At 64.7% G+C, this 23,706-nt stretch carries 24 protein-coding genes, 1 tRNA gene and 3 pseudogenes; 11 read left to right on the forward strand and 17 right to left on the reverse strand.

What is annotated here, in order from left to right; all coding sequences use genetic code 11:
- Nucleotides 1–467: 467 nt before the first annotated feature.
- The 4 genes and pseudogenes from AiwAL_RS20450 to AiwAL_RS17175 all read right to left on the reverse strand — a co-directional run.
- Nucleotides 468–617: pseudogene (locus AiwAL_RS20450) on the reverse strand (transposase); the annotation flags it as partial.
- Nucleotides 618–716: 99 nt separating this feature from the next.
- Nucleotides 717–1,474 (reverse strand): IS5 family transposase gene (locus tag AiwAL_RS17165; RefSeq protein WP_262313144.1). Its coding sequence is split into 2 segments (ribosomal slippage): nt 717–1,141 and nt 1,141–1,474, totalling 759 coding nucleotides; the frame shifts between segments, so codons are not numbered across the junction.
- A gap of 551 nt (nt 1,475–2,025) precedes the next feature.
- Nucleotides 2,026–2,102 (reverse strand) — tRNA-Arg (locus AiwAL_RS17170).
- A 324-nt stretch (nt 2,103–2,426) separates the two neighbouring features.
- Nucleotides 2,427–3,341 carry an alpha/beta fold hydrolase gene (locus tag AiwAL_RS17175; RefSeq protein ID WP_235706150.1) on the reverse strand — a complete coding sequence of 305 codons (915 nt, stop codon included), beginning with the start codon at nt 3,339–3,341 and terminating at the stop codon, nt 2,427–2,429.
- Nucleotides 3,342–3,468: 127 nt separating this feature from the next.
- Here AiwAL_RS17175 and AiwAL_RS17180 point away from each other — a divergent pair, with 127 nt between their 5' ends.
- From AiwAL_RS17180 to AiwAL_RS17190, 3 genes and pseudogenes are all read left to right on the forward strand, one after another.
- Nucleotides 3,469–3,663, forward strand: coding sequence for a zinc-finger domain-containing protein (locus tag AiwAL_RS17180; RefSeq protein ID WP_235706151.1), 195 nt, complete (start codon nt 3,469–3,471; stop codon nt 3,661–3,663).
- The gene (gene polA / locus AiwAL_RS17185; RefSeq protein WP_235706152.1) at nt 3,663–6,395 is read left to right on the forward strand and encodes a DNA polymerase I; all 2,733 of its coding nucleotides are present in this window, start codon (nt 3,663–3,665) and stop codon (nt 6,393–6,395) included. The genes AiwAL_RS17180 and polA overlap by 1 nt, the downstream gene beginning before the upstream one ends.
- A 321-nt stretch (nt 6,396–6,716) precedes the next feature.
- A pseudogene (locus tag AiwAL_RS17190) lies at nt 6,717–7,424 on the forward strand (EAL domain-containing protein); the annotation flags it as partial.
- Nucleotides 7,425–7,778: 354 nt separating this feature from the next.
- Here AiwAL_RS17190 and AiwAL_RS17195 read toward each other — a convergent pair.
- A complete protein-coding gene (locus AiwAL_RS17195; protein WP_262313145.1) occupies nt 7,779–8,270 on the reverse strand; it encodes a DUF721 domain-containing protein in 492 nt (163 codons plus the stop codon).
- An 11-nt stretch (nt 8,271–8,281) separates the two neighbouring features.
- Here AiwAL_RS17195 and mutY point away from each other — a divergent pair, with 11 nt between their 5' ends.
- Nucleotides 8,282–9,313: an A/G-specific adenine glycosylase gene (gene mutY / locus AiwAL_RS17200; protein ID WP_262313146.1), complete on the forward strand. Its 1,032-nt coding sequence runs from the start codon at nt 8,282–8,284 to the stop codon at nt 9,311–9,313.
- 59 nt (nt 9,314–9,372) lie between these two features.
- Nucleotides 9,373–10,134, forward strand: a complete 762-nt coding sequence (locus AiwAL_RS17205) for a hypothetical protein (RefSeq protein WP_235705215.1) — start codon at nt 9,373–9,375, stop codon at nt 10,132–10,134.
- A 13-nt stretch (nt 10,135–10,147) separates the two neighbouring features.
- Here AiwAL_RS17205 and AiwAL_RS17210 read toward each other — a convergent pair whose 3' ends face one another.
- The gene (locus tag AiwAL_RS17210) at nt 10,148–10,489 is read right to left on the reverse strand and encodes a hypothetical protein (protein WP_235705214.1); all 342 of its coding nucleotides are present in this window, start codon (nt 10,487–10,489) and stop codon (nt 10,148–10,150) included.
- A gap of 47 nt (nt 10,490–10,536) precedes the next feature.
- Between AiwAL_RS17210 and AiwAL_RS17215 the strand changes: the two genes are divergently transcribed.
- The 4 genes from AiwAL_RS17215 to AiwAL_RS17230 are packed head-to-tail and all read left to right on the forward strand — an operon-like array spanning nt 10,537 to nt 13,973.
- Nucleotides 10,537–10,956: a hypothetical protein gene (locus AiwAL_RS17215; RefSeq protein ID WP_262313147.1), complete on the forward strand. Its 420-nt coding sequence runs from the start codon at nt 10,537–10,539 to the stop codon at nt 10,954–10,956.
- A 45-nt stretch (nt 10,957–11,001) separates the two neighbouring features.
- Entirely contained in the window at nt 11,002–13,287 is a 2,286-nt protein-coding gene (locus AiwAL_RS17220; protein WP_262313148.1) for an N-6 DNA methylase, read from the forward strand.
- Nucleotides 13,288–13,323: 36 nt separating this feature from the next.
- The gene (locus tag AiwAL_RS17225) at nt 13,324–13,614 is read left to right on the forward strand and encodes a nucleotidyltransferase family protein (protein ID WP_235705212.1); all 291 of its coding nucleotides are present in this window, start codon (nt 13,324–13,326) and stop codon (nt 13,612–13,614) included.
- Nucleotides 13,611–13,973, forward strand: coding sequence for a DUF86 domain-containing protein (locus AiwAL_RS17230; RefSeq protein WP_235705211.1), 363 nt, complete (start codon nt 13,611–13,613; stop codon nt 13,971–13,973). Before AiwAL_RS17225 ends, AiwAL_RS17230 begins: the two co-directional genes overlap by 4 nt.
- A 127-nt stretch (nt 13,974–14,100) precedes the next feature.
- Here AiwAL_RS17230 and aceA read toward each other — a convergent pair whose 3' ends face one another.
- On the reverse strand, nt 14,101–15,435 hold the full coding sequence (aceA, locus tag AiwAL_RS17235; RefSeq protein ID WP_235705219.1) for an isocitrate lyase: 1,335 nt from the start codon (nt 15,433–15,435) through the stop codon (nt 14,101–14,103).
- Nucleotides 15,436–15,699: 264 nt separating this feature from the next.
- Between aceA and AiwAL_RS17240 the strand changes: the two genes are divergently transcribed.
- On the forward strand, nt 15,700–17,106 hold the full coding sequence (locus AiwAL_RS17240; protein WP_235705210.1) for a short-chain fatty acyl-CoA regulator family protein: 1,407 nt from the start codon (nt 15,700–15,702) through the stop codon (nt 17,104–17,106).
- 94 nt (nt 17,107–17,200) lie between these two features.
- Here the strand turns inward: AiwAL_RS17240 and AiwAL_RS17245 are convergent, their stop codons facing one another.
- The 5 genes from AiwAL_RS17245 to AiwAL_RS17265 are packed head-to-tail and all read right to left on the reverse strand — an operon-like array spanning nt 17,201 to nt 19,916.
- A complete protein-coding gene (locus tag AiwAL_RS17245; RefSeq protein ID WP_235705209.1) occupies nt 17,201–17,779 on the reverse strand; it encodes a hypothetical protein in 579 nt (192 codons plus the stop codon).
- Nucleotides 17,780–17,831: 52 nt separating this feature from the next.
- Nucleotides 17,832–18,374: a gamma carbonic anhydrase family protein gene (locus tag AiwAL_RS17250; protein WP_235705208.1), complete on the reverse strand. Its 543-nt coding sequence runs from the start codon at nt 18,372–18,374 to the stop codon at nt 17,832–17,834.
- Between the two features lie 27 nt (nt 18,375–18,401).
- Complete coding sequence (locus AiwAL_RS17255; RefSeq protein ID WP_235705207.1) at nt 18,402–18,884, reverse strand: DUF1178 family protein; 483 nt, start codon at nt 18,882–18,884, stop codon at nt 18,402–18,404.
- Nucleotides 18,881–19,138, reverse strand: coding sequence for a glutaredoxin 3 (gene grxC, locus AiwAL_RS17260; protein WP_235705206.1), 258 nt, complete (start codon nt 19,136–19,138; stop codon nt 18,881–18,883). Before grxC ends, AiwAL_RS17255 begins: the two co-directional genes overlap by 4 nt.
- Nucleotides 19,139–19,190: 52 nt before the next feature.
- A complete protein-coding gene (locus AiwAL_RS17265; protein WP_235705205.1) occupies nt 19,191–19,916 on the reverse strand; it encodes a ComF family protein in 726 nt (241 codons plus the stop codon).
- Between the two features lie 60 nt (nt 19,917–19,976).
- On the opposite strand from AiwAL_RS17265, the gene AiwAL_RS17270 reads away from it, so the two are divergent.
- Nucleotides 19,977–20,756: a methyltransferase domain-containing protein gene (locus AiwAL_RS17270; RefSeq protein WP_262313149.1), complete on the forward strand. Its 780-nt coding sequence runs from the start codon at nt 19,977–19,979 to the stop codon at nt 20,754–20,756.
- Here the strand turns inward: AiwAL_RS17270 and AiwAL_RS17275 are convergent.
- The 5 genes and pseudogenes from AiwAL_RS17275 to AiwAL_RS17295 form a co-directional block, all read right to left on the reverse strand.
- Nucleotides 20,751–20,918: pseudogene (locus AiwAL_RS17275) on the reverse strand (JAB domain-containing protein); the annotation flags it as partial. The gene AiwAL_RS17270 and the pseudogene AiwAL_RS17275 sit on opposite strands and share 6 nt — an antisense overlap.
- A gap of 226 nt (nt 20,919–21,144) precedes the next feature.
- A complete protein-coding gene (locus AiwAL_RS17280) occupies nt 21,145–21,378 on the reverse strand; it encodes an AlpA family transcriptional regulator (protein ID WP_262313150.1) in 234 nt (77 codons plus the stop codon).
- Between the two features lie 113 nt (nt 21,379–21,491).
- Nucleotides 21,492–21,890: a hypothetical protein gene (locus AiwAL_RS17285; RefSeq protein ID WP_262313151.1), complete on the reverse strand. Its 399-nt coding sequence runs from the start codon at nt 21,888–21,890 to the stop codon at nt 21,492–21,494.
- A 45-nt stretch (nt 21,891–21,935) separates the two neighbouring features.
- Nucleotides 21,936–23,141: an ISAzo13 family transposase gene (locus tag AiwAL_RS17290; protein WP_262313152.1), complete on the reverse strand. Its 1,206-nt coding sequence runs from the start codon at nt 23,139–23,141 to the stop codon at nt 21,936–21,938.
- The gene (locus AiwAL_RS17295; protein WP_262313153.1) at nt 23,134–23,547 is read right to left on the reverse strand and encodes a hypothetical protein; all 414 of its coding nucleotides are present in this window, start codon (nt 23,545–23,547) and stop codon (nt 23,134–23,136) included. The genes AiwAL_RS17290 and AiwAL_RS17295 overlap by 8 nt, the downstream gene beginning before the upstream one ends.
- Between the last annotated feature and the right edge of the window lie 159 nt (nt 23,548–23,706).

Here is a 23,706-nt window from a genome sequence, read left to right on the forward strand (position 1 = left end):
GTTATCTCGCCTATGGTAGGCACGGGTGGTCGGGGTCCACATGAGGCTGTCCATCCAACTCGGTCTCGACAACCTCTTGGAATCACACCTCATCCCGCCACCCAACCCTTCATTCCATCATCATTCCGAGACAGCCTCTCAGTGCTGCCGCCGGACCCGAACTTGCCCTCCATGGCAACTATGATACCGTCGTCACCGAAAGCGTTGCAGGCGGCGTCGGCTCCGTCCTCGGCGGCGGCAAATTTGCCAACGGCGCCTTGACCAGGGCCTTTACCTATCTCTTCAGAGGCTACGGGATTCACACATTTCATAAAATGTATGTAAATCAACGGATTGTAACCGATATTCCGATTTGATCCCGTTATGTGTTCTCTATTATGAGCACTTCAGATCATGTACTTTAATCTGGCTTCGGCGAAATTTTTTCGGGTTGATTCTTTGCCGCAAAGAGATGTGTGCATACCGTAGCGCCAGGGGATGCCCGCACGATACCGATACAGCACGGCGTCAACAAAAAGCTTGTTGTCCTTCGCGGTTACCCCAACGTCGCCATCTTTTCCTGGCAAAAGATGCGCAATCCGCTCCCATTGGTCAGCCCTCAGCCCATAACGCCCCATCGATCAGCCTTTCGGAATGCTGATCTGCTATGAATCAGGAAAACGGTCGCGCCGGAATCCCCCCGGTCAAATGACGACACACCCTAGGGTCAGGACTCACTACCACAGCCAGAACGTGACAATGGCGGCGATGCAGATGGCTGAGAAGAAGGTGTGGGCGCAGCGATCGTAGCGGGTGCCGATGCGGCGCCAGTCCTTGATGCGGCCGAACATGTTCTCGACGCGGTGCCGCTGCCGGTAGAGTTCCTTGTCGTGTGCTATCGGGATGCTTCGGCTGCGCGTCGATGGTATGCAAGGCGCTATGCCGCGCTTCATCAATCCGGCGCGGAACCAGTTGCTGTCGTAGCCGCGGTCAGCGAGCAATTCGCGGGCTGGCGGCAACGCGGGCAAGATTATTGCCGCGCCCTTGTGATCGCTCATCTGGCCTTCGCTGAGCAGCATCACGACTGGGCGCCCCTGGCCGTCACAGACGGCATGCAGCTTCGAGTTCAGGCCGCCCTTGGTTCGTCCGATACGGCGCGGAGAACCCCTTTTTTGAGCAGGCTGGCGGCCGTTCGGTGCGCTTTGAGATGCGTGGCATCGATCATCAGCCGGTCCGGCTCGCCCGCTTTGGCTACCAGAGCCGCGAAGATGCGTTCGAATACACCGAGGCGGCTCCAGCGCACAAAGCGGTTATAGAGCGTCTTATGCGGGCCATAGCCGCGCGGTGCGTCCCGCCATTGCAGGCCATGGCGGATGACGTAGACGATGCCGCTAATGACCCGCCGGTCGTCAACGCGCGGAAGCCCGCGTGACCGGGGGAAGAACGGCTCGATCCGCCGCATCTGAGTACGGGACAGCAGGAACAACTCGGCCATCGGACACCTCCGACACCCCGAGAATCACGCCGCGTCGAGCCGTGTAAAGGGTCCTGACCCTAGAGGTGCCCGTACACCGGTTTGGCTGAAATCTCCACGACAATAGGTGCCTTCGCCACCCATGCCCTGGCCGCGCATAAGCGTGCTTAGGCCTCGACGTCGTGTTCGCTCGCCCTCGCTTGGATCTCGTCTGCGTTCTTTCGGCACAGTGGATGGTTGCAAGCGCAAGGGTTGGTGCTGCGTGCAGGTGCAAATGGCATGCGTAAGCCCATGGACAGCCTAATTTTCACGGAAGACCATTCAGAGCCAGACGGCGTTATCCGCTACGACGGCAGCAAGGGGCAGCACAAGTCGGCGTGGGCGGGCGTCTCACATTCAATGACGAGACCAGTGGACTCTTGCTGAAGTCCACGCCACCGGTTGTTCGCATCCGCGGCAGCCTCGAACAGGTGACGCCTCAATGTCGGTAAAGAACGATGCCTTGCCCAGTGCAGATCGCATTGGCCAAAAACGCACAATCTGATGGGATGTGAAAAGTGCCATCGAGAGAATGGCGCGCCCGACACGATTCGAACGTGTGGCCTCCACCTTCGGAGGGTGGCGCTCTATCCAGCTGAGCTACGGGCGCATCGATATTCAGATAGTGTCCGAGATCGAACAGGGTCAATCCCGAATCCAACAATCGAATCGGCTCAAACCAAGCGGGGTTGAGCCCCGTCGTTTGCGGCCGTTCGTACTCCACAACCTCCTTTCGGTTTGCTTCCGTGGTGCTTCCGCGACCTCGAACGCAATTTTGATGCTTCCTTCGAGTTTTGCCAATCGCTTGGTTTCACTCGATTTTTACGACACCCTCGATCAGCAGAAAGAGCTTGCGTTTGCCTTCGGAGGGCAACGCTCTATCCAGCTGAGCTACAGGTCCGTGCGGACGGCATAGCGGGTTTCGCGCGCGGGCTCAATGCCGCGCCAGAAAGATCGTCGCATCGGTCCCGGCATCGGACGGCAAGGGTCGGTTCGGGTGCAGGATGAAGGAAGCGATGTCGCGGGTCGGCGTGGCGCGCTGATGGTCGAGCAGCATCAGGTGGTAATCGGGCGGGTAATAGGCGAGGCGGATGCCCGGATCGGGCGACAGCGCGCGCCAGCAGGACGCCATGGCGGGTTTCGGGATCAGCTGATCGTGGCCGCCATAGAGGATCAGGGCGTGGCTCGGCGTGAAGCGGGCGCAGGCGGCCTGGGCACGGCCCATCATGCGCACCAGGCCGGCGACGGTGCCGAGCCGTGTCGCCCGGATGGTCAAGGGGTCTTCGAACAGACGGTGCAGGGCGCGGCGATTATCGCTCGCCAGTACATGCGCCTGCCGCCCGGTCAGCCGCAAACCGGGCACGGCGGCGCCGGACAGCGCGGCGGCGAATCGCAACGGGGCGGCCATCGCGCGGCCGCCCCAGACCGCCGGCGAGATCAGCACATAGGACGTAACGATGGGATCGCGCCGCGCCCCGAGCAGGAGTGCGACCGCGCCGCCCATGCTTTCGCCCATGATGGTGAGCGGAATGCCGGGATAGCGCCGGTGCAGGATCGCCGCCATCTGCCGCGCATCGCCCACCATGCGGGCGGTGCCGGGCCAGAGGCCGCGCCCCGGTGCGGCGCCGAAACCGCGCTGATCGGGCGCGAACACCGCAATCCCGGCGCGGGTGAGGGTTGGTGCGGGCGTCGCCCAGGCATCCCGGCTGTCGTTGAAGCCGTGCAGCGCCAGCACCACGGCGCGCGGAGAGCCATTGGGCAGCCAATTCCGATAGGGCAGGCGGGCACCGCTCGCGAGCCGGAAATATCCCGCAGTGACAATGGGATGTTTCGCGGTCGGAACCGGCATGTGGAATGGTCGTGCGCAGCCGGAGAGAGCCAGAAGCCAGAGGATCGGCAGCAAGCGGCGGGGGCGATATGAAATCACGGCGAGCGGCGGTATCATGGATCAGCGTCACCAAGCAAAGAGGGGTTCCATGCCGGATGCACCGCAAGCGCCGATCTTCGAGACGATCCAGGTTCATGATCGGGTGGTTGCCTGCGATGGCGGCGGCGAACCGCTCGGTCACCCGCGGGTGTTCCTGAAAATCGAGGATCGCGAGGTGAAGTGCCCGTATTGCTCCCGGCTCTACGTGCTGGCGGCGGGCGCGGTTTCGGGCGGCGCGCATTGATGGGGCAGCGCCTGGTTCTGGTGGATGGCTCGGGGTTCATTTTCCGCGCCTTTCATGCTTTGCCGCCGATGACGCGAGAGGATGGCACGCCGGTCAATGCGGTGTTCGGTTTCTGCAACATGCTGACGCGGCTGCTGAAGGAGCATACCGGCACCCATCTCGCGGTGATTTTCGATGCCGGGCGTACGACGTTCCGCAACGCGATCGATCCGCGCTACAAGGCGCATCGGCCGGAGCCGCCGGAGGAATTGATCCCGCAATTCGCCCTGGTGCGGGATGCGACCAGGGCGTTCGCGGTGCCGGCGATCGAGCTGGACGGGTTCGAGGCGGACGATCTGATCGCGAGCTATGCCGCGGCGATGAAGCGCCAAGGCGGCGAGGTGGTGATCGTCTCCTCGGACAAGGATCTGATGCAGTTGCTCGGCGATGGCGTGTCGATGCTCGACCCGATCAAACAGACGCCGATCGGCCCGGACGAGGTGATGGCGAAATTCGGGGTGGTGCCGGGCCAGATGATCGAGATGCAGGCACTGATGGGCGATAGCGTCGATAACGTGCCCGGCGTGCCGGGCATCGGGCCCAAAGGTGCGGCGCAGCTCATCGGCGAATATGGCACGCTGGAGACGATACTCGAGGCGGCCGCATCGGGCGCGATGAAGCCGTCGAAGCGGCGCGACGCGCTGGTGGCCCATGCCGAGGATGCGCGGATTTCGCGAAAACTGGTCGAGCTGCGGTGCGATGTCGCGCTGCCGGCGCCGATCGCGGATCTTGCCATTACACCGCATGACGATGCCGTTCTGCAGGCGTTTCTCGATGCCCAAGGCTTCAAGAGCATCAAGGCGCGGCTGGGGCTGAACGGATTGCCGCGCCGCACCGAGGCGCAGGCCGAAGCGAAACCTGTGGCGGCGCATGAGCCTGCGCCGGATGCGCCGTTCGGTCCCTACGAGACGATCGACAGCGACTCCGCGCTGGAGACCTGGATTGCTGCGATCCGCGCGGTCGGGCGCGTCGCCGTCGACACCGAAACCGCCGATCTCAATTCGCGGCGCACGAGGCTGATCGGCATCTCGCTCGCGATCGCGCCGGGGCGCGCAGCCTATATTCCGCTTGGTCACGAACTGGGCGAGCAATTGCCGCGCGCGAGAGTATACGAGGCGCTGGCGCCGGTTCTGAACGATCCGGCGATTCTTAAGATTTTTCACAACGCGAAGTTCGATCTCCACGTCCTGGCCGGGGCCGGATTGCCGGACGCCGCGCCGATCGACGATACCATGCTGATTTCCTACGCGCTCGAAGCGGGCGCGCATGGTCATGGCATGGACGAACTGTCAGCCTTGCATCTCGATCACAAACCGATCGCCTATGACGAGGTGACCGGCACCGGGCGCAACCGGATCGGTTTTTCCGCGGTGCCGATCGATCGTGCCACGGCCTACGCCGCCGAGGACGCCGACGTAACATTGCGTTTGTGGCTGCTGCTCCGGCCACGCCTGCGCGAGGCGCGTGCGCTCGCTCTGTATGAGACCCTGGAACGCAGGCTGGTTCCGGTGCTGCTCGGCATGGAGCGCGCTGGGGTGATGGTCGATCGCGACGATCTCATCGCCATGTCGGCCGAATTCGCACGCAGGATGGACGAGATCCAGCGCGATATCGAAAAACTGGTCGGCCATGCCTTCAATCTCGGCAGCCCGAAACAGCTCGGCGAGATTCTGTTCGACGAAATGAAGCTGCCCGGCGGCAGGCGCACCAAGACCGGTGCCTGGGGCACCGACGCCGCCGTGCTGGAGGAACTCGCCGAAGTCGGCCTCGAACTGCCCGCGCGGATTCTCGACTGGCGGCAGCTGCAGAAGCTGAAATCGACCTACGCGGATGCTTTGGTAGGCGAAATCGACGTGGAGGATCGCCGGGTTCATACCAGCTTCGCCCAGGCGATCGCCGCGACCGGGCGCCTGTCCTCGAACGATCCGAATCTGCAGAACATTCCGATCCGCACCGCGGAAGGGGCGCGCATCCGCCGCGCGTTCATCGCCGCCCCCGGCCAGAGTCTGATTTCGGCCGATTATTCTCAGATCGAGTTGCGCCTGCTTGCCCATGTCGCCGATATTCCGGCGCTGAAGCGGAGTTTCGGCGATGGCGAGGATATTCATGCGCGCACCGCGTCCGAGGTGTTCGGCGTGCCGATGGAAGGCATGGACCCGCTGACGCGACGGCGCGCCAAGGCGATCAATTTCGGCATCATCTACGGTATTTCGGCGTTCGGGCTGGCGCGTCAGCTCGGCATCGAGAATGGCGAGGCGAAGCGCTATATCGATGCCTATTTCGCGCGCTATCCCGAAATCCGCCGCTATATGAACGAGACACGCGAATTCGCCCGCACCCATGGCTACGTGACGACGCCGTTCGGCCGACGCTGCTACGTGCCGGGAATCGCCGACAAGAACCCGGCGCGGCGCGGCTATGCCGAGCGCCAGGCGATCAACGCGCCGTTGCAGGGCGGAGCGGCGGATATCATCAAGCGGGCGATGGTGCGCCTGCCGGCGGCGATCGCCGATGCGGGGCTGGACGCAAGGTTGTTGTTGCAGGTCCATGACGAGTTGCTGTTCGAGGCGCCGCGGGATCAGGCGGAGGCGGTTGCTCAGCTTGCCAGGGAGGTGATGCAGAATGCGGCGGCGCTCTCGGTGCCGTTGCTGGTCGAGGCGGGAATCGGCCCCAACTGGTCCGATGCGCATTGAGCCGGAGAGTCGTTTCCCGCGCCGGAAACACTCGACCGTCAAACAGTTTGTTAACTTTTCGCTGGCATCGTGCTTCGAAATGAGACTATGTGATTTTTCAAGAATTCTCCGTCGATAAGTGCATTGGTGTGCTCATGTCTCGTTGTGCTGGACTGGGGTTATGCGGGATCTCTCTGAATGAAATTGATTCAGCCCTTGTCGTCGTGATCCGTCGCATCTTGCAATGAGGTTGGCGAACAGGGGTTTGCCATTGGGATTCGGCATTAGGCGCCGACAAGTGGGCATTCGCTTGACATGTCAGCCGATCGGCGCCGGTCGATGATGGGGAGTAACGTCGCGCGATCTCGTTATCGTGCCCTGGTGGCCGAAGATCGTATCGAGGTGCATTATCAGCCGATCATCGCGGTGCGCCGCGGCGAGGTGATCGCGATCGAGGCGCTGGCCCGGCTGCGCGACGGCGACCGGCTGATCCAGCCGGACGCCTTTCTCCCCCAACTGACCGCCGAGGACCGGGAGATTTTGTTCCAGAGCGTGCTGCGCCGGGGCATCGCCTATTTGCGACACCTCGCGGCGGTCGCACCCGCGCTCAGCCTGTCGATCAATGTCGATGCCGAGGTTCTGTCGCGCGGTTCGGTGTCGGCGACGATCGAGGCGGCGCTGGCGGCAGGCTCGATCTTGCCCGGACGGTTAATCGTCGAACTGCTCGAAAGCCATGAATTTCCCGATCTCGGAATGGCGCGCCACGAGTTGGAGATCCTGCGCCGCGCCGGCGTGGCGATCGCGATCGACGATCTCGGGGTCGAGTTCTCGACCCTCAAGCGGGTGCAGCGCCTGCCGGTCGATTACCTCAAGATCGACAAGGCGTTTCTTGCCGATGTCGCGCAGAATCCGAACGACCTCGTCTTCCTCGCCGCTTTTGTCACGATGGCGCAGGAGCTTGGCATGAAGCTCTGCGTCGAAGGCGTCGAGACGCTCGACATGCTCGATGCGCTGCGCATCATGGGTGCGCCCATGGTGCAGGGCTTCGGGATCGCCCGGCCGATGCCGGAAGCCGCGCTGTCGTCCTGGCTCGCCGGCGGCGCCGGCCGGCCAATCAAGGGACCGCCGCGAACCATGCTCGGCGCTTTCGCGCTGCATACGCGCTGGCTCAGGGTGTTTCTGTTCGCGCCGAACGAAGCTTCGTTGGTGCATTATCTGCGCCGCGATTCGAAATTGTCACTGGAGGGATTCCTGCGCCGCGCCGGGCTCGACCGGGCGCCGCTGGGCGTCGCCTATGCCGATCTGATGGCGTTGACCGATCAGGACACGCTGAAAACCGCCGCGGTTCATGCCGCGGCGGAGCGGGTGCGCGTTCTGCTGACCGAGGCGGTGATCGCGCATGGCCTATCCAAGGCCGGAACTCCGGCGCGTGCGAAGGCCGCGCGCCAGCCGCGCCAGGGCAGCGCCGATCGGTCCGTCCGGCAGGGCGGCGGCATCCACCGGAGCGACGAGAGCGGCGCCGAGCTGATCGCGTCCGATTTCTGACCGGCCCGGCTTCACGCGATCGGCGGCGGGCAGGCTGACGAAGCGCAGCCGCGCGACGATCTGGCCGCCCAAGGCGAGATTGATCCGCGCGGTCAGGGTTGGCGCCATGTGCTGGAATTCCAGCGCGTCGGGGCCGGCGCAGCCGATGGTGAGCGTGCCGGCGGCGCATTTCACCGGCAGGCTGCGCGCCGCGATGCCGGGACCGACGACCGCCGGCCAGTCTTCAAGCAATGTCGCGAGCGCGGCGCCCCGGCGGCGCAAAGCGGGGCGCAGCACCGGCGCGATCAGCGCGGCGATGCCACGCGGCGCGTAGTGCCGCGCCGGCTCGACAGGCGGGGCTTTTGCCGTCACTGAGCGTTTCCGTGAGCCTTGATCCGCCATCCTCAGCACTTCTGCTCCGCTGGTATCGCGCCCATCGGCGCGACCTGCCCTGGCGCGCAGCACCGGGCGTGCGCGCCGATCCCTACCGTGTCTGGCTCAGCGAGATCATGCTGCAGCAGACCACGGTAGGCGCGGTGATACCGTATTTCCGCCGGTTCATCGAGCGGTTTCCGACGGTCGCGGCTTTGGCGCAGGCACCGGAAGACGATGTGCTCGGGCTCTGGGCCGGGCTCGGCTACTATGCCCGCGCCAGGAACCTGATCACCTGCGCCCGCGTGGTCGCCGGGATGGGCGGATTTCCCGAAACGATCGAGGCATTGCGGGCGTTGCCGGGTATCGGGGGGTACACGGCGGCGGCGATCGGCGCGATCGCTTTCGATCGTCCGGTGGTGCCGGTGGATGGCAATGTCGAGCGGGTGGCGGCGCGGATATTCGCGATCGAGGCATCGTTACCGAAGGCGAAGCCGACAATCGCGGCCGCCGCCGCGCGATTGGGCGAGCAGGCCGCGGCGCGGCGCGCGCCGGGCGATTTCGCCCAGGCGCTGTTCGATCTGGGAGCGACAATCTGCACGCCGCGCAATCCATCGTGCATGATCTGTCCGTGGCGTGACGCCTGCGCCGCATATTTGCGCGGCATCGCGGAGGAGTTGCCGCGCAAGGAGAAAAAAGCCGTGCGGCCGGTGCGGTTCGGCGCGGTCTTCCTGCTCCGCGACTCGGTGGGAATGATCGGGTTGCGCCGCCGGCCACCCAAGGGGCTGCTCGGCGGCATGTTCGAATTGCCCGGAACGGACTGGGAGAGCGCAATGCCCGAGACCGAACCGCCAATTGCCGCGACCGACTGGCGCGATGCCGGCACGATCCGCCACGTATTCACCCATTTCGAGCTTTCGCTTCGGGTGATGGCGGCCTCGGTCGCCGTTCTGCCGCGCGGTTTGACCGCCGCTCCCGTCGATACGCCGATGCCGACATTGATGCGCAAGGCGGTTACCGCCGGTCTGGCGGCGCTGCGTTAGAGCAATTCTGATGGCGCCGGGCTGTTGCGCCGTTCGATTCGGCATTGCACACTGTGCGGATGCGCATCGTTATCGATCATCCGCCGCTGCTCGCACTGATCATGGCCGTTCTGCTCGGGTTCGCCACCTGGCTCGGCCAGCGTCTGGCCGCCGACGATGCCGGGTCGGAAACACCGCTTGGGCCGGTGCAGGGCGCCGTGCTCGGCCTTGCGGGGCTGATGCTGGGATTCAGCTTCAGCATGGCATTGTCGCGCTACGAGCAGAGGCGCTCGCTGGTGGTCGACGAAGCCAACGCGATCGGCACGACCTATCTGCGCGCCGGCCTGCTCGCGCCCGATCTGCGCGATGCGGCGCGGCCTTTGCTGCGGCGTTATGTGACGGCGCGGCTGGCCTATTTCGGGGCGGCCGAGGATCGTCACGAAATCGCCGCCGCCGAAGCCTCGGCCGCGCGGCTGCAGGTCGCACTCTGGCGCATCGCGGAACAGGCGTCAGCGGTGGCACCGAACGCGATCACCGGCAGTTTCATCCGTTCGCTCAACCAGACGATCGATCTCGAAGCGGAGCGCGACGCGGCCCGGCACAACCGCCTGCCGGGAACGGTGTGGGTCGTGCTGATCACGGTGACGGCGGGGGCCAGCTTCTTCACCGGGCTGCTGCTGCGGGGCCGGTATCGCGCGACCCTTGCCGCGCTGCCGGTGATCCTGGCGATCGTTCTCGGCCTGATCGCGGAGCTGGATACGCCGCGCGCCGGGCTGCTGACCATCAGTCAGCACAGCATGGAACGGCTGGAGGCGAGCTTGCGGCCCAATGCGGTCCGTTAGTCGCGAGGAGGGATCAGAGCCAGCGTCCTGGGCAGGAATAGATCATCGGCGTCCAGGGTTCCTCGATCAGGGCATAGAGCCGGCTGATTTCCTTGGCATAGGCGATCATCGCGGCGCGGCCCTCCTCGGGCGGGAAATTGAACGCCATGCCGTTGAAGGTTTCCTCGGCCAGCAGCGCGTCGGTCAGGTTCTTCCAGGGGAAGATTTTTGCCTCCCGCACCTGCTTCAACTGCGCCTGCAATTGCGGGCGGCGGATCTCCAGCATGTAGTCTTCATAAACGTAGCGCGCGGGCCGGGATTCGTCGTCAAGCGAGGCGAACATATCCGGCTGATCGCGATGGCTGGAACGGCTCATGACGCCACCCTAGCCGATTCGCGCGCCGGCGTGTAGGGCAGACGGCAATGTCGAACCAATGGCGCCGCGATAATCTGCCCGAAATCATGACCCGCCTTGCCGCCCGGCCTGGGCACGAGGCGGTGCGCACCCTGATCGGGGACATATTGCGCAACGGCTTCGGCATCGCCTGGAGCGAGATCGACCATGAAGTGCGGCTGCCGCGCGTGCATGGCCGGATCGACACGATGTTCGCCGGCACGGTGTTCGAATTCAAGCGCGACCTGCGCCAGGAACTGGGCGATGTCGAACGCAAGCTGCCCGACTATCTCGCCGAGCGGGAGCGTCAGACCGAACGGAAATTTCTCGGCATCGCGACCGACGGCGCGACGTTCATCGCCTATGAATGGACCAACGGAGCGCTGGCCGAAATCAGCCGCCACGTCACCAGGGCCGATCAGGGGCCGGCCCTGCTGGCATGGCTGTAACCGGCACTCGGCGCGCGCGACGATCTGCCGGCGGAACCGCTCTCGATGCAGCGCGCCCTGGGCCGCGACAGCATGGTGTTCGGCCATGCCCGGCGGGTGCTGGCGGCGCTCTGGCAGGATTTCGCCGGGCATCCCGAGGTGGCGCTGAAGCGCCAGCTATGGGACGGGCTGCTGCGCGAGGTCTATGGCACGCCGATCGGCGATGACGGGCTGTTCCTTCAGCACACCTATCTGACCATCATCGCCAAAACCATCGCGGCGGCGATTTTCGAGCTTCCCGCCACCGGGCCGGAGGCGATTTTGTCCGGTTCAGCCCTGGCGGAGGCCGGTATCCATGGCGCGGTCGAAAGCGATTTTTTCGACTGGATTCTGCTCGATCAGCGCGGCCGGGATCTGGTCGCGCGCATGGTGGGCGAAATCCGCCGGTTCCGGTTGCAGAGTGCGCAGACCGACGTGCTGAAGGCGCTCTACGAAAGCCTGATCGACCCGGCGCAGCGCCACGATCTCGGCGAATACTACACGCCGGACTGGCTGGCGGCGAAGCTGACCCGCGCCGTCGTCACTGCGCCGCTCACCCAGCGCGTGCTGGACCCGGCCTGCGGTTCGGGCACGTTCCTGTTTCACGCGGTGCGGGCGCTGCTCGGCGCCGCCGAGGCGGCGGGGTGGGGCAGGCGGGATGCGCTGCGCGCCGCCTGCGCGCAGGTGCATGGCATGGATGTCCACCCGGTCGCGGTGATTTTCGCCCGCGTGACCTGGCTGCTCGCGCTCGGCCCGGCCCTCGGCGGGGCGCGCGATCTGATCACCGTGCCGGTCTATCTCGGCGATGCGCTGCAATGGAACGTGGTCGATCTGGGCGATGCGCAGGAGGTTCGCGTCGCGGTGCCGAACGCGAAGCCGCTGACGATTCCGGGCGGCTTCGCCGAGGAACAGGCGCGGTTCGAGCCTGCCTTGCAGGCCCTGACCGATGGCCTGGCCCATGCCGAGGCGCCGGCGACGGTATATCGGCAGCTCCGGCACATCGCGGGCGTGACCGCGCAAGACGCCGAGACTCTGCGCGATACCTATGCCCATCTCAAATCGCTGTACGATGACGGGCGGGACGGCATCTGGCCCTATGTGATCCGCAATCTGCAACGGCCGCTGTGGCTGTCAAAGCCGAAGCAGCGCGCCGATGTGGTGCTCGGCAATCCGCCCTGGGTCGCGTTCCGGTTCATGAGCGCTGGGATGATGAAGCAGGTTCGCGATGCCTGTAAAAAACGGAATCTCTGGGTCGGCGGCGTGCTGGCGACCCAGCAGGATCTGTCGGCGCTGTTCATGGCGCGCGCGGTGGAGCTTTATCTGAAGCCGGGCGGGCGGATCGGCTTCGTGCTGCCCTATGCCGCGCTGAACCGGCCGGCCTATGCCGGGCTGCGCGCGGGCGATTTCGGCACCAACGGATCGCTGCGGATCACTGAGGCCTGGAGCTTCGACGAGCGGGTCAAACCGCTGTTTCCGGTGCCGGCTTCGGTGATCATCGGCACCCGCGCGGATGCCCAGGGATTGCCCACCCAGGTCACCCGCTATGCCGGCGCGCTGGACAAGGCGCCGTGGAACACGCTGACCCCGCCGCGCGGGCCGGTGGAAAACCAGTTTCTGCGCCATGTGCTGCTCGGCGAAAGCCTGGCGCCGTTCCGGCTGCTGCGCACGCCGCTGGCGGTTATTCCGGCCGATGGGCTGAAGGTTCTGGACGCCAAGAACGCCGCCGCCTACGGGCATATCCATCTGGCGCGCTGGCTGCGCCAGACCGAGGCAGCGTGGGACGAGAATGCGCGGAAGGATGGCGCCGGCAAGCCGAAAATGACGCTGCGGCAGCGCTTGGATCATGTGCGAGGATTGTCGCTGCAACTGCCGAACGCCGGATTGCGGGTGGTTTATGCTGCGTCCGGCACCTTACCAAGTGCAACTATTGTCGAAAATCCTGAATACTTGGTGGAGCATAAAGCCTACTGGACAGCGCTGCGTTCGCGCGCCGAGGGGCAATATCTCTGCGCGATCATCAATTCGGAAGCGGCGCGCAGGCGAATTACTGATATGCAGTCGAAAGGCCAGGGCGGCGCGCGGGATTTCGACAATCTGGTCTGGGAATTGCGTATCCCGGAATACGATCGCAAAATTGCCCTGCACCGCGCCCTCGCGGCGGCGGCCGTCGAGGCGGAGAGCATCGCGGCCAGGGTCGAACTGGCGGAAAGCGCCTATTTCACCACCCAGCGCCGTGCCATCCGCGATGCGCTGGTCGCCTCCGGCGTCGCCACGAAAATCGACGCCCTGGTGGAACAATTGCTGGAAGGTTGAGGTCGGGAACACGGGAATTATGGTATATCGGCACTCATGAAACCGTCGATCGCCCTTCATCACAAGCGCGCCGCCGTGAGCGAGGCTGCGAGCCGCTTTCGCGCCGCAAACCCGCGCGTCTTCGGCTCGGTGCTGCATGGCACCGACCATGAAGACAGCGACCTCGATCTGCTGGTGGATGCGCTGCCGGGAGCAACCTTGTTCGATCTGGGCGGCCTGCAAGCCGAATTGGAAGACCTGCTTGGCGTTCCGGTCGATTTGCTGACGCCGGGCGATCTGCCGCCGCGGATTCGGGAGATCGTGCTTGCGGAGGCATCTCCCGTATGAGCGGGAGCCGTGTCGGCGATTATCTCCGCCACATGCGCCAAGCGGCGTCCGATGTGTGCGGTTTTGTCGCTGGTCTGAGCAAGGACCAGTTTCTTGCCGACAAGCGCACGCAACAGGTCGTCATCATGAGCATCGTCATTCTTGGCGAGGCCGCAACAAAGATGATGGATCGGTACCCCGAGACCGCCGAGCGATACCCTGGAGTGCCGTGGCGCAATATGCGCGGGATGCGCAATCGCATCGCGCACGGCTATTTCGATATCAACCTCGATGTTGTCTGGGAAACCGTGCAGACGGCGCTGCCGGAGTTGCTGGCCTGTCTGACCGCCATCGAACAAGAGGTAACTGAAGGCGACTGATCGCGGGCGAAGAGTGGAGTGGTGGCGACAGTGATCACCAAAAAATACCCCGGAGCAAAACTCCGGGGTCAGTTGACAGGATCGGTATCGGCGGGGTGCCGATACCGCGGGGAAAAAAGTTAACCGATCACCGATCCGGGGCGCTGACCGCCCAGCGATGATGGTGGACCAGCCCGTCGTCGTGGCCGGGGCCGGGAGCGGTGCCATCGTCGTTATCGTGGAACTGTTCGGTTTCGGTGCTGCCGGCCATCGCCGTGGTCGAAGCCTGGCCGGAGGAAACCGCCATCGACACCGCGTCGAAATAGGAGGTGCCGACCTCGCGCTGATGGCGCGTGGCGGTGTAGCCTTGCGGCTCGGCGGCGAATTCCGCCTGCTGAAGCTCCGAATAGGCCGCCATGCCGCGCTCCGAATAGCCCTTCGCGAGCTGGAACATCGAATAGTTCAGCGAGTGGAAGCCGGCCAGGGTGACGAACTGGAACTTGTAGCCCATCGCGCCGATTTCCTGCTGGAAGGACGCGATCTTTTCCGGGCTGAGCTTCTTTTTCCAGTTGAAGCTGGGCGAGCAGTTATAGGCGAGCATCTTGCCGGGGAACTGCTTGTGGATCGCCTCGGCGAACTGGCGCGCCTCGTCCAGATTCGGCTCGGAGGTTTCCCACCAGAGCAGATCGGCATAGGGCGCGTAGGCGAGGCTGCGGGCGATCGCGTATTCGACGCCGAGGCCCGGCTTGATCCGGTAGAAGCCTTCCGGCGTGCGCTCGCCGGTGATGAACGGGCGGTCGCGCTCATCGACATCGGCGGTGAGCAACTGCGCGGCGTGGCTGTCGGTGCGGCAGAGCAGCACGGTCGGCACGCCTTCGACATCGGCGGCGAGGCGGGCGGCGTTCAGGGTGCGGATGTGCTGGGAAATCGGCACCAGAACCTTGCCGCCGAGATGGCCGCATTTTTTCTCCGACGCGAGCTGGTCCTCGAAATGCACGCCGGCGGCGCCAGCCTCGATCATCGCCTTCATCAGCTCGTAGGCGTTCAGCGCGCCGCCGAATCCGGCCTCGGCATCGGCAATGATCGGCGCCATCCAGTAGGTCTTGGTGTCGCCCTCCATGCGGGAAATCTGATCGGCGCGGCGCAGCGCGGAATTGATCCGCCTGACCACCATCGGCACCGAGTTCACCGGATACAGCGACTGGTCGGGATACATCTCGCCCGAGATGTTGGCGTCGGCGGCGACCTGCCAGCCGGAGAGATAGATCGCCTTCAGTCCGGCCTTGACCTGCTGCATCGCCTGATTGCCGGTGAGTGCGCCGAGCGTGTTCACATAGGGCTCGGTCTTGAGCAGGTTCCACAGCCGGTTGGCGCCCATTTCGGCCAGAGTGTGCCGGACCCGGAAATTGCCCGCGAGCTTTTCGACATCGGCCGGGGTATAATCGCGCTTGATGCCGGCGAACCGATCCGGCGCGACGGACATGCCGCCGGGCAGGCCGTCGGGGGAACGGGTCGGGGTCGGGAACGGTGCCATGGGTCTCTCCTGATGCAGCGCGATAGAGGCAAGCCTGCGTGGTAACGGGTTGGTTTTTGGCGTGACTGAAGTGGGTCAAATATTTACGCTGCAACTGCGAATGTCACGTGGATTCTTGGCATGAAATGGCGAAACCCGTGGCGATATTGACTGTAAAGTTTTTCAATGTGTAAACTTTGAAAAATTCCTCCAAGGCTCCGAGGCAAGTGTTCCATGTCCAAACCCTTGATCGGCCGGATCGTTCGCCGCCTGCGCCAGGAACAGGGCCTGACTCAGCAAAAGCTCGCCGCAAGGCTGGGAATCTCGACCTCGTATCTCAACCTGATCGAGCACGATCAGCGCGGCGTGACCGCGGCGTTGCTGATCAAGCTGACCGAGACGCTGCAGGTCGATCTCGCGTCGCTGTCCGGTTCGGACGAGCGGCAACTGGAACAGGCGCTGCGCGAAACCTTCGCCGATCCGCTGCTCGGCGCCGAACCCGTGCCGGATTCGGAGGCGCAGATCCTGGCCGCCTCGGCGCCGGCCGCGGCGCGCGCCGTGCTGGCGCTCTACCGGGGCTTTCAGGCAGCGCGGGAGGAAACCGGTGGGATCACCCTGCCCTCGGGGCGGAAAATCCTGCTGCCGAACGAGGAGGTGCGGGATTTTTTCCACGAGCACGCCAATCATTTCCCCGAGATCGAGGCCGCCGCCGAGGCGATGGGGGCCGAGTTGCCGGCGGCGGCGCTGGGGATGAACCATGCGCTGGCGGAACGGCTGCGCCACAAGCATGGGCTCGTCGTGTCGGTGACGCCGCTGCCCGGCGCGCTGCGCATTTACGATCCGGCGTCCCGGCATTTGCGGCTGTCGGAAACCTTGCCGCGCGAAAGCCGGGGATTCCAGATGGCGTTTCAGCTCGGCTTGCTGGAGGCCCGCGATCTGGTCGAACCGATCGTCAAGCGGGCGGCGATGACCACGCGGGATGCCGGGGAATTGCTGCGCATCGGCCTGATCAACTATTTCGCAGGGGCCGTGCTGATGCCCTATGCGCCGTTTCTCGACGCGGCGGCATCGCTGCGCCACGATGTCGAGCATCTCGCGATGCGGTTCGGGGTTTCCTACGAGCAGGCGTGCCACCGGCTATCCACTTTGCAGCGCTCCGGCGCGCGGGGCGTGCCGTTCTTCTTTCTGAGGATCGATCCGGCGGGAAATGTCTCGAAGCGGTTTTCGGCGGCGGGGTTTCCGTTCGCCCGGTTCGGCGGCAATTGCCCGCGCTGGGTGGTGCATTCCGCGTTCGCGACACCGGGCACGGTGCGGGTTCAGGTGGCGCAATTGCCGGATGGCGCGACCTATCTGTGTTTCGCGCGCAGCATTACCGCCGCGCCAGCGCATTGGGGCGAGCCGCCGGCGACCCGCGTGGTGGCGATGGGCTGCGACATCACCCGCGCGTCCGAAATCGTGTATGCCGACGGGATCGATATCGAGCGCGCGGCGGTGGGGATCGGGCTGACGTGCCGGCTGTGCGAGCGTCAGGAATGCCGCTCGCGCGCGTTTCCGCCCCTGGCGCATCGGCTGGCGCTCGATGTTTCGACCACCAGTGCGAGTCCGTATCGGTTCGAGCCGGCCAAGAAATCCAGAGCGTGATGCCTTTCAGTCGATCACGCCTACTCTTTGTTTGGGCGAGCAATTTCATGGCCTTGCGGATCGCTTCGCGATTTCCGCTTAAAGCCATTTTGCTCTATCGGCTGAACGGCGGCAATCCGCTACCGCCGGGGAACAGGTACCGGCTGGCGAACATCGTCGCCTGATTGGCGAGTGGCACCGGCGGGAAATGCGCGAGGACGGCAAGGGTGTGCGCCGGCGGGAAAGTGAACCCAGGGCTGGCCAGCGCTTCCAGCGCGCCGGGACGATTGCCGTGCCGGAGCTGATGGGCGGCGCCGACCATCGCGTCGATCACCGTTTGCGAGGGCGTGCCGGGGGCGATGCCGAGGATGCGCCGGACCCGGCCGCGCGCGGCGAGCATTTGCTGTTTCGCGAGCGAATTCATGCCCAACCAGCGCCCGCCGGTGGCGAACTGGCCGGCCATCGCGTCGAGCGAGGCGACGGCGAGCGCCATTTTCGCTGGCCGTCCCTGCATCGCTCCGGGATGGGCGAAGGCATCGGTCGCCGCGTCGGTAGCGGCGATCGCCGGGTCCTCGCCGATGATCCGGTTGCCGAACGTGTCGGCGGGCAGATAGCCGGTGGAGGGCGAGGGGGTTTCGAGCCCGCAGCCGGCGAGGGCGAGCGACAGCAGGGGAACGATCATCAGGCGGCGCATGGCGACCCTCCGGCCTTTACATAGGATGTGAGCCTCCGATGGCGAGGGCCGATCACAAAGCTTTCAGCCCTTGCCTGAACCGGACGGCCTGGGCGGCGTAGTGCGGCGCGATCTGGTCGTGCAGTGCGCGTTCCGCATCGCTCATCACGCGCATCAGCCTGGCGGGCGTGCCCATCCACAGTTCGTTGCGGCCGATCCGCTTGCCCGGCTGCAGGGTGGAATGGGCGGCGAGCATCCCACCTTCCTCGATCACCGCGCCGTCGAGCACGATCGCGCCCATGGCGACGAAGGCGCGGTCGTGCAGGGTGCAGGCATGGACGATGGCGGCATGGCCCACGGTGACATCCGCGCCGATCCGGGCCGCGAATTCGGCGCCCGCATTGACGTGGATCACCGTGCCGTCCTGGATGTTGGTGCGCGCACCGATGGCGATCGTGTTGGTGTCGGCCCGCAAGGTGCAGTTGAACCAGATATTCGCACCCTCGGCGACGCTGACCGCGCCGATCACGACGGCGCCGGGGGCGACCCAGGCGGTTTTATGAATCTCGGGCCGCACGCCGTCGAGTTCGAACAAAGCCGGTTTCGTATCGAGCATCACGAGGTCTCTTGGGTTGGGGCGGGATCAGCTATCGGCGCGCGGAACCCAGGGGATGCGGGCGACGTCGATCCCGTCTTCGGCCAGCGACTCGGCATCGGCCTCGCTCGCTTCGCCATAGATGCCGCGTTTGGGTGCCGAGCCGTCATGGATGCGCCGCGCTTCGGTCGCGAAATCGCCGCCGACATAGTCGCAGCGCGCCTCCACCTCGGTGCGGAGCCGGGCGAGCATGGCGCGCAATTCGTCCGGCATCCGGCCCGCGACGGCGGTGCCGGATTTCTGCTCGGTTGCCGCCGGTTCCAGTTCCGCAGCCTTCTGGGCGGCAGGTGCGATCGGTTCGTGGCTCTTGCCGCCGATCCGCGGCGCCATCAGCGCGCGCGATACCTCGTTCATGCCGCAGCGCGGACATTCGAGCATGCCGCGCGCGGCCTGCCGGTCGAAACTGGCGCTGGTCTTGAACCAGCCGTCGAACTCATGACCGGATGCGCATCGGAGCTGATAATGAATCATGCGGCGAGCAGCGAATCGAGCTTCCCGCCGCGCTCCAGCGCGACCAGGTCGTCGCAGCCGCCGATCGCCGCGTCATCGATGAAGATTTGCGGGACGGTGGTGCGGCCGCCGGAGCGCTCGATCGCTTCGCGCCGCGCCGCCGAGCCGTAGGGCGCGTCGATCTCGGTGAAGGCGATGCCCTTGTCGCGCAGCAGGCGGACGGCAAGGCTGCAATAGGAGCAGAAAGGCTGGGTGTAGATTTCGATATTCGGCATGCGATGTCTCCAGCCGTTCACATACGCGAGACGGATGATATCGCAAGAGTATTTACGTTTCCTGAATATCTGCCACGCGCGCCAGGGCAAGCACATCGACCGCTCCGGCGCCGGCTTCATGGAGCGTGGTGGCGCAGGACGAGGCGGTGGCGCCCGAGGTCAGCACGTCGTCGATCAGCAGGATGGTGCGGCCGGCGATCTGCGCGGTTCGATGCCGGCGGACCGCGATCGCGCCCTTGAGCGCGGCTTCCCGGTCGTGTTGGTCTAGCTCGGCGAGTGGACGGGTCGCGCGGATGCGGGCGAGCGCGTCGATGAGGACCGGCTTTTTGGTGAGCCCGCCGAGCGCGCGGGCGAGCTGGCCGGCCTGGTTGTAGCCACGTGCGGCGAGCCGGCGGCGATGCAGCGGCACCGGAACCAGCCAGTCGGCGCGGGCGAGCAGATCGGCGCCGGGTCGCAGCAGCAGGCGGGCAAGGCCGGATGCGGCCTCCGGCCGATCAGTGTATTTGAACGGCAAAATCAGACGCTTCGCCGCCGGGCCGTAGCGCAATGCCGCGCGGGCGGCGCGAAAGGCCGGCGGGTCCCAGTCGCACGCGGTACAGAGCGGGGCGGGTTCGGCGAGCGGCAGGCCGCATTGGCCACAGAACGGGGCGGTGATGAAATCGGCCTCGGCGAAACAGGCGGCGCAAAGCTGACCGTCACCTGTCACCGGCTCGGTGCAAGCGAGGCAATGCGCCGGGAGCAGAATGTCGAGCGTGGCGCGGGCGAGGGATTTCAGCACGAGCCCAGTCTGCCAGCGCAGGGGTTTTCCGGTGGCTCGGATCGCGTCACAAGCACGGCGATGAACGACATGCTGATTTTCGAACGCGCCGCCGTGCGCGCCCATCGCGATCGGGCGGCGAACCAGCTCGACCGGGTGCGCCCGGTACTGGACGATCTTGCCGCGCGCGTGCTCGACCGGCTGGATGACACGGGCCGGAAATTTGCCACGGCACTCGATCTCGGTGGCCGCGGCGCGGTCGCGACGCTGCTGGCGGCGCGCGGGGTCGCGGTGGTCTCGGCCGATCTTTCGCCTCGTATGGCAAGGCAGGCCGGCGGGTTCGCCGTGGCGGCGGACGCGGAATTCCTGCCTTTCGGCGCCGCCAGTTTCGACCTCATCGTCGCGCATCTGTCGCTGCACTGGGTGAACGATTTGCCGGGTGCGCTGATCCAGTTGCGGCGGACCCTGAAACCGGAAGGGTTGTTTCTCGCCAGCCTGCCGCTGCTTGGCACGCTCGGCGATTTGCGCGCGGCGCTGATCAAGGCGGAGGAAGCGCTTACCGGCGGCGCCTCGCCACGGGTGTCGCCGTTTCCCGATCTCGCCGATTGCGCGGGGCTGATGCAGCGCGCGGGATTCGCGCTTCCGGTCGCGGAACGCGAGGTGATCGACGTCGAGTATGCCGAACCGCTGGCGCTCCTGCGCGATCTTCAGGCTGCGGGTGAGACCAACGCGACGATCGCGCGATCCCGGCGGATTCCGCCGCGCGCGTTGTTTCCCGCCGCACTGGCGGCGCTGGCACCGGATGATGGGAAGCTGCGTGTACCCTTGCACATGGCGGTTCTGACTGGCTGGGGTTCATAGCAATCCAAGGCGCTTGAGGCTGACCCATTTGCCGTTGCCGATGATCACGTGGTCGTGCAGCACGATCGAAAGTGCGGCGGCCGCCTGCTTGATCTCGCGGGTCATCGCGATGTCCTCCTGCGAGGGCGTGGGGTCGCCGCTGGGATGGTTGTGCATCAACACACTCAAGGACCAGTTTCTGTTATTTTTCAACACCTTGCCGATACGCTGAAATCAACAGGGGCCGTTAATTGGTATATGTGGAGGATGACTGGTCGTGATAAATAATCCATGATCATGCAAGATCTTAGATGATACTCCAAGGTCACGCTGGATCACGGATCCCGCATCATGATGCTCGTCATATCGCATCACCTGGGACTTGAATAGCCAGCCATGACGATCCGGCTCAACCGGCCGAAGCATATTCCTCCAGCGACAAAGATCGGAAGGGTCTACAGACCACGAGATTGAATTTGTCCCAGCGGTCGAGTTCGCTGACGGGATAGAGGATCGCCTTGCCGATCTTGATGAAGGACGGTCCGACGCGCATGGCTCTCCAATTTCGCAGCGTGCCTTCGCTGACCTGGCCACGGTAGCGGGTAATGACTTCTTCGAGCGTTAGGTAGGCGGGGGACGGCACGAGGTCTCCTGTGGACAAGCGATTGTGCAGCAGCCTGTTGCACAATTGGATGCGCCTTTCGGAGCCGGCGGACCCCGATTACGTGAGACGGCGGCAACACGGGCCCGCTCGGACTAGTGTCCGAAGATTCTCAACCTCGCGTTCGCCCGTCCGCAAGCGGTCCCGAGGCTTTCTAGAAACATTAATAGCTGTCGATCGCGGTTTGTCAGCGCCTTCTTGCGGGCCCGGTCGCGAGTTTTCTCCACATCCAACAGGCGGCCTGCGACAATCCAGACCTCGCGGTCGTAGCTCGGGTTCGTGAGGGCTGCTCTGACCGTAGCAGCGACATCATTCTCGGGTACGTTCTTTTCATTTCGGAAGATTCGCGGCAGGACCACCGTCTTAGCGTTAAATTGTGTGGGACGTTTCCAACGGTCATTTTCGATCCCGTCGACCTGCGCCATTGTCGAGCAGAACGCGAGTGAGGCGGCCGACTGGCGACCGACCGCTTCGAGCTTGGTGACGCCGCCCACGCTCAGCTTACTACTCGCCTTAGGCAACGCCCAACAATTACCGCGCTAGGGCGGCAGCCTGGGTGAGACGGTATAATTCCACTCGGGATGGAACTGGTCACCTTTGATGTTCAGGCCGGCCATCTCCTCATCGCTGACCTTGATCCCCTTTGGGTAGGTTCGGGTGTCGAGTTCGCAGCGAACCTGCAAGCCAGCCTTGGTCGTGGTAGCAGCGATCAATTCGACCACTGCGAGCCGGCTGGTCAGCGGTGTCCCCCGCCAGTTCTCGGTAATGTAGCAGAACAGTCGGTGCTCGATCTTGTTCCATTTCGATGTCCCCGGCGGGTAATGGCAGACCTGCAAGGTCAATCCGGTCTCATCGGCCAACTTCTGTAGCTCGACCTTGAACAGCCGCACGCGCGAACCGTTTGAACCGCCGCCATCTGCGGTGATCATCAGCTTGTCGGCGCCCGGGTACCGCTCCTGGCCCATCAGGTCCAGCCAGCGGCGGATCGAGTTGACTGCGAACTGCGCCGTATCGTTGTCGATGCCCACACTCACGCAGCCGGCGTTGGCCGCGACATCATAGACGCCGTACGGCACCACCTTGCCGAGTTCGGCATCGATGAAGTCATGCACCTTGACCTGCTCGGGGCTGCCTTCGGGCCGGTAATCACTGCCGGCATTCTTGTAAGGGCCGATCAGCTCTTTCTTCTTCGTGTCGATCGAGATCACCGGCTTGCCGGCCGCCTGCATGGCAACCGCGGCGGTATTGATATGCTCGAACTGCGCGTCCCGGTCGGGATTGCGGCTGCTCTCCAACGTCTTGCGGTTCACCTGCCGGCGATAGTGCAGCAACTCCAGCAGTTTGGGGATTGTGCTCTTGCTCACCTGATGCCCCATCGTGCACAGCGCCGCTGCCAATTTCGCATGGCTCTTCGAGACCCACCGCAACGGCCGCATCGGGTCGCCCTTCGTCGAGGGTTCCAGCAACTGGCGCAGGTCATCCAGCAGTGTCGTATCTGTCTCGGTCAGGCCCGGCCGACCGCTACCCGGACGACGCACTTCGCCCGACAGAGAGGCGGGGTTGTCCAGGTCCTTCAGTCCGCGGCCGATGGTACTGCGCGCGAGCCCCGTCGCCCGCGAGGATGCGGCAACTCCGCCGTAGCCGGCGGTGCGGGCTTCCGCCGCTGCGAACAACCGGCGTGTCCGCTCGTTCAGGTCACGGCCAACTGCGGTAAATCGTGCACGAATCGCTGATGGATCAATCATTCGCCGAGTCTACCCGCCGCCGATTCCCGGCGAAATCTCCCGCTACCTCATGCCAGCCGATTCGGTGATTGTTGGGCGTCGCCTTAGCATGGACGATTGCGAGCCGCCGTTCGCCAATCGCGATGAAGTCGCCAAGCTCCGAGGAATCATCGTCGAGCAGGACGAGGTCGAAGCCCCTGAGAGCTCGCTCCAGGTCATTCCCCCCACCGGTGCCTGGATTGGCACAGTAGGACTTGACTAAGCCGAAGACGGACGACTTCGCCCACGTGGCGGGTTTCGAGAAAAAGTTCTCGCCCTTTTCACTCTTGGTGTCGCGAAGTTCGGGAATGGCGACGGCGCACTCTAGCGGCAGTACAGTCCCCGTTGCGCTTAGCACGTCGCGCGCCTTCAGAAACTCGCCATACATGTAAACGACGCCGTCCTGCGGTAAGCGCGAATTTCGGCGCACCTAGGCCGGGTGGCGGGCTGCTGGGAATAGGTGTCCACTTACGGGAGGTGGATACTTATGATGGAGCGGATTGGACCGCATGGTCTGGAAATAACGGGCGTGAGGCGCGATGGGCGT

This window comes from Acidiphilium sp. AL, assembly GCF_025499445.1.
Classification (GTDB): Bacteria; Pseudomonadota; Alphaproteobacteria; order Acetobacterales; family Acetobacteraceae; genus Acidiphilium; species Acidiphilium iwatense.

Bases quoted from the DNA above. Each gene is read 5' to 3' on its own strand.
- AiwAL_RS17245 (WP_235705209.1), bottom strand. From the start codon at position 17,779: ATGCGCCGCCTGATGATCGTTCCCCTGCTGTCGCTCGCCCTCGCCGGC.
- AiwAL_RS17240 (WP_235705210.1), top strand. From the start codon at position 15,700: ATGTCCAAACCCTTGATCGGCCGGATCGTTCGCCGCCTGCGCCAGGAA.
- AiwAL_RS17295 (WP_262313153.1), bottom strand. From the start codon at position 23,547: ATGTATGGCGAGTTTCTGAAGGCGCGCGACGTGCTAAGCGCAACGGGG.
- aceA (WP_235705219.1), bottom strand. From the start codon at position 15,435: ATGTCCGTCGCGCCGGATCGGTTCGCCGGCATCAAGCGCGATTATACC.
- AiwAL_RS17180 (WP_235706151.1), top strand. From the start codon at position 3,469: ATGCCGGATGCACCGCAAGCGCCGATCTTCGAGACGATCCAGGTTCAT.
- AiwAL_RS17290 (WP_262313152.1), bottom strand. From the start codon at position 23,141: ATGATTGATCCATCAGCGATTCGTGCACGATTTACCGCAGTTGGCCGT.
- AiwAL_RS17175 (WP_235706150.1), bottom strand. From the start codon at position 3,341: ATGCCGGTTCCGACCGCGAAACATCCCATTGTCACTGCGGGATATTTC.
- AiwAL_RS17255 (WP_235705207.1), bottom strand. From the start codon at position 18,884: ATGATTCATTATCAGCTCCGATGCGCATCCGGTCATGAGTTCGACGGC.
- AiwAL_RS17270 (WP_262313149.1), top strand. From the start codon at position 19,977: ATGAACGACATGCTGATTTTCGAACGCGCCGCCGTGCGCGCCCATCGC.
- grxC (WP_235705206.1), bottom strand. From the start codon at position 19,138: ATGCCGAATATCGAAATCTACACCCAGCCTTTCTGCTCCTATTGCAGC.
- AiwAL_RS17210 (WP_235705214.1), bottom strand. From the start codon at position 10,489: ATGAGCCGTTCCAGCCATCGCGATCAGCCGGATATGTTCGCCTCGCTT.
- AiwAL_RS17230 (WP_235705211.1), top strand. From the start codon at position 13,611: ATGAGCGGGAGCCGTGTCGGCGATTATCTCCGCCACATGCGCCAAGCG.
- AiwAL_RS17220 (WP_262313148.1), top strand. From the start codon at position 11,002: ATGCAGCGCGCCCTGGGCCGCGACAGCATGGTGTTCGGCCATGCCCGG.
- polA (WP_235706152.1), top strand. From the start codon at position 3,663: ATGGGGCAGCGCCTGGTTCTGGTGGATGGCTCGGGGTTCATTTTCCGC.
- AiwAL_RS17250 (WP_235705208.1), bottom strand. From the start codon at position 18,374: ATGCTCGATACGAAACCGGCTTTGTTCGAACTCGACGGCGTGCGGCCC.
- AiwAL_RS17215 (WP_262313147.1), top strand. From the start codon at position 10,537: ATGTCGAACCAATGGCGCCGCGATAATCTGCCCGAAATCATGACCCGC.
- AiwAL_RS17225 (WP_235705212.1), top strand. From the start codon at position 13,324: ATGAAACCGTCGATCGCCCTTCATCACAAGCGCGCCGCCGTGAGCGAG.
- AiwAL_RS17205 (WP_235705215.1), top strand. From the start codon at position 9,373: ATGCGCATCGTTATCGATCATCCGCCGCTGCTCGCACTGATCATGGCC.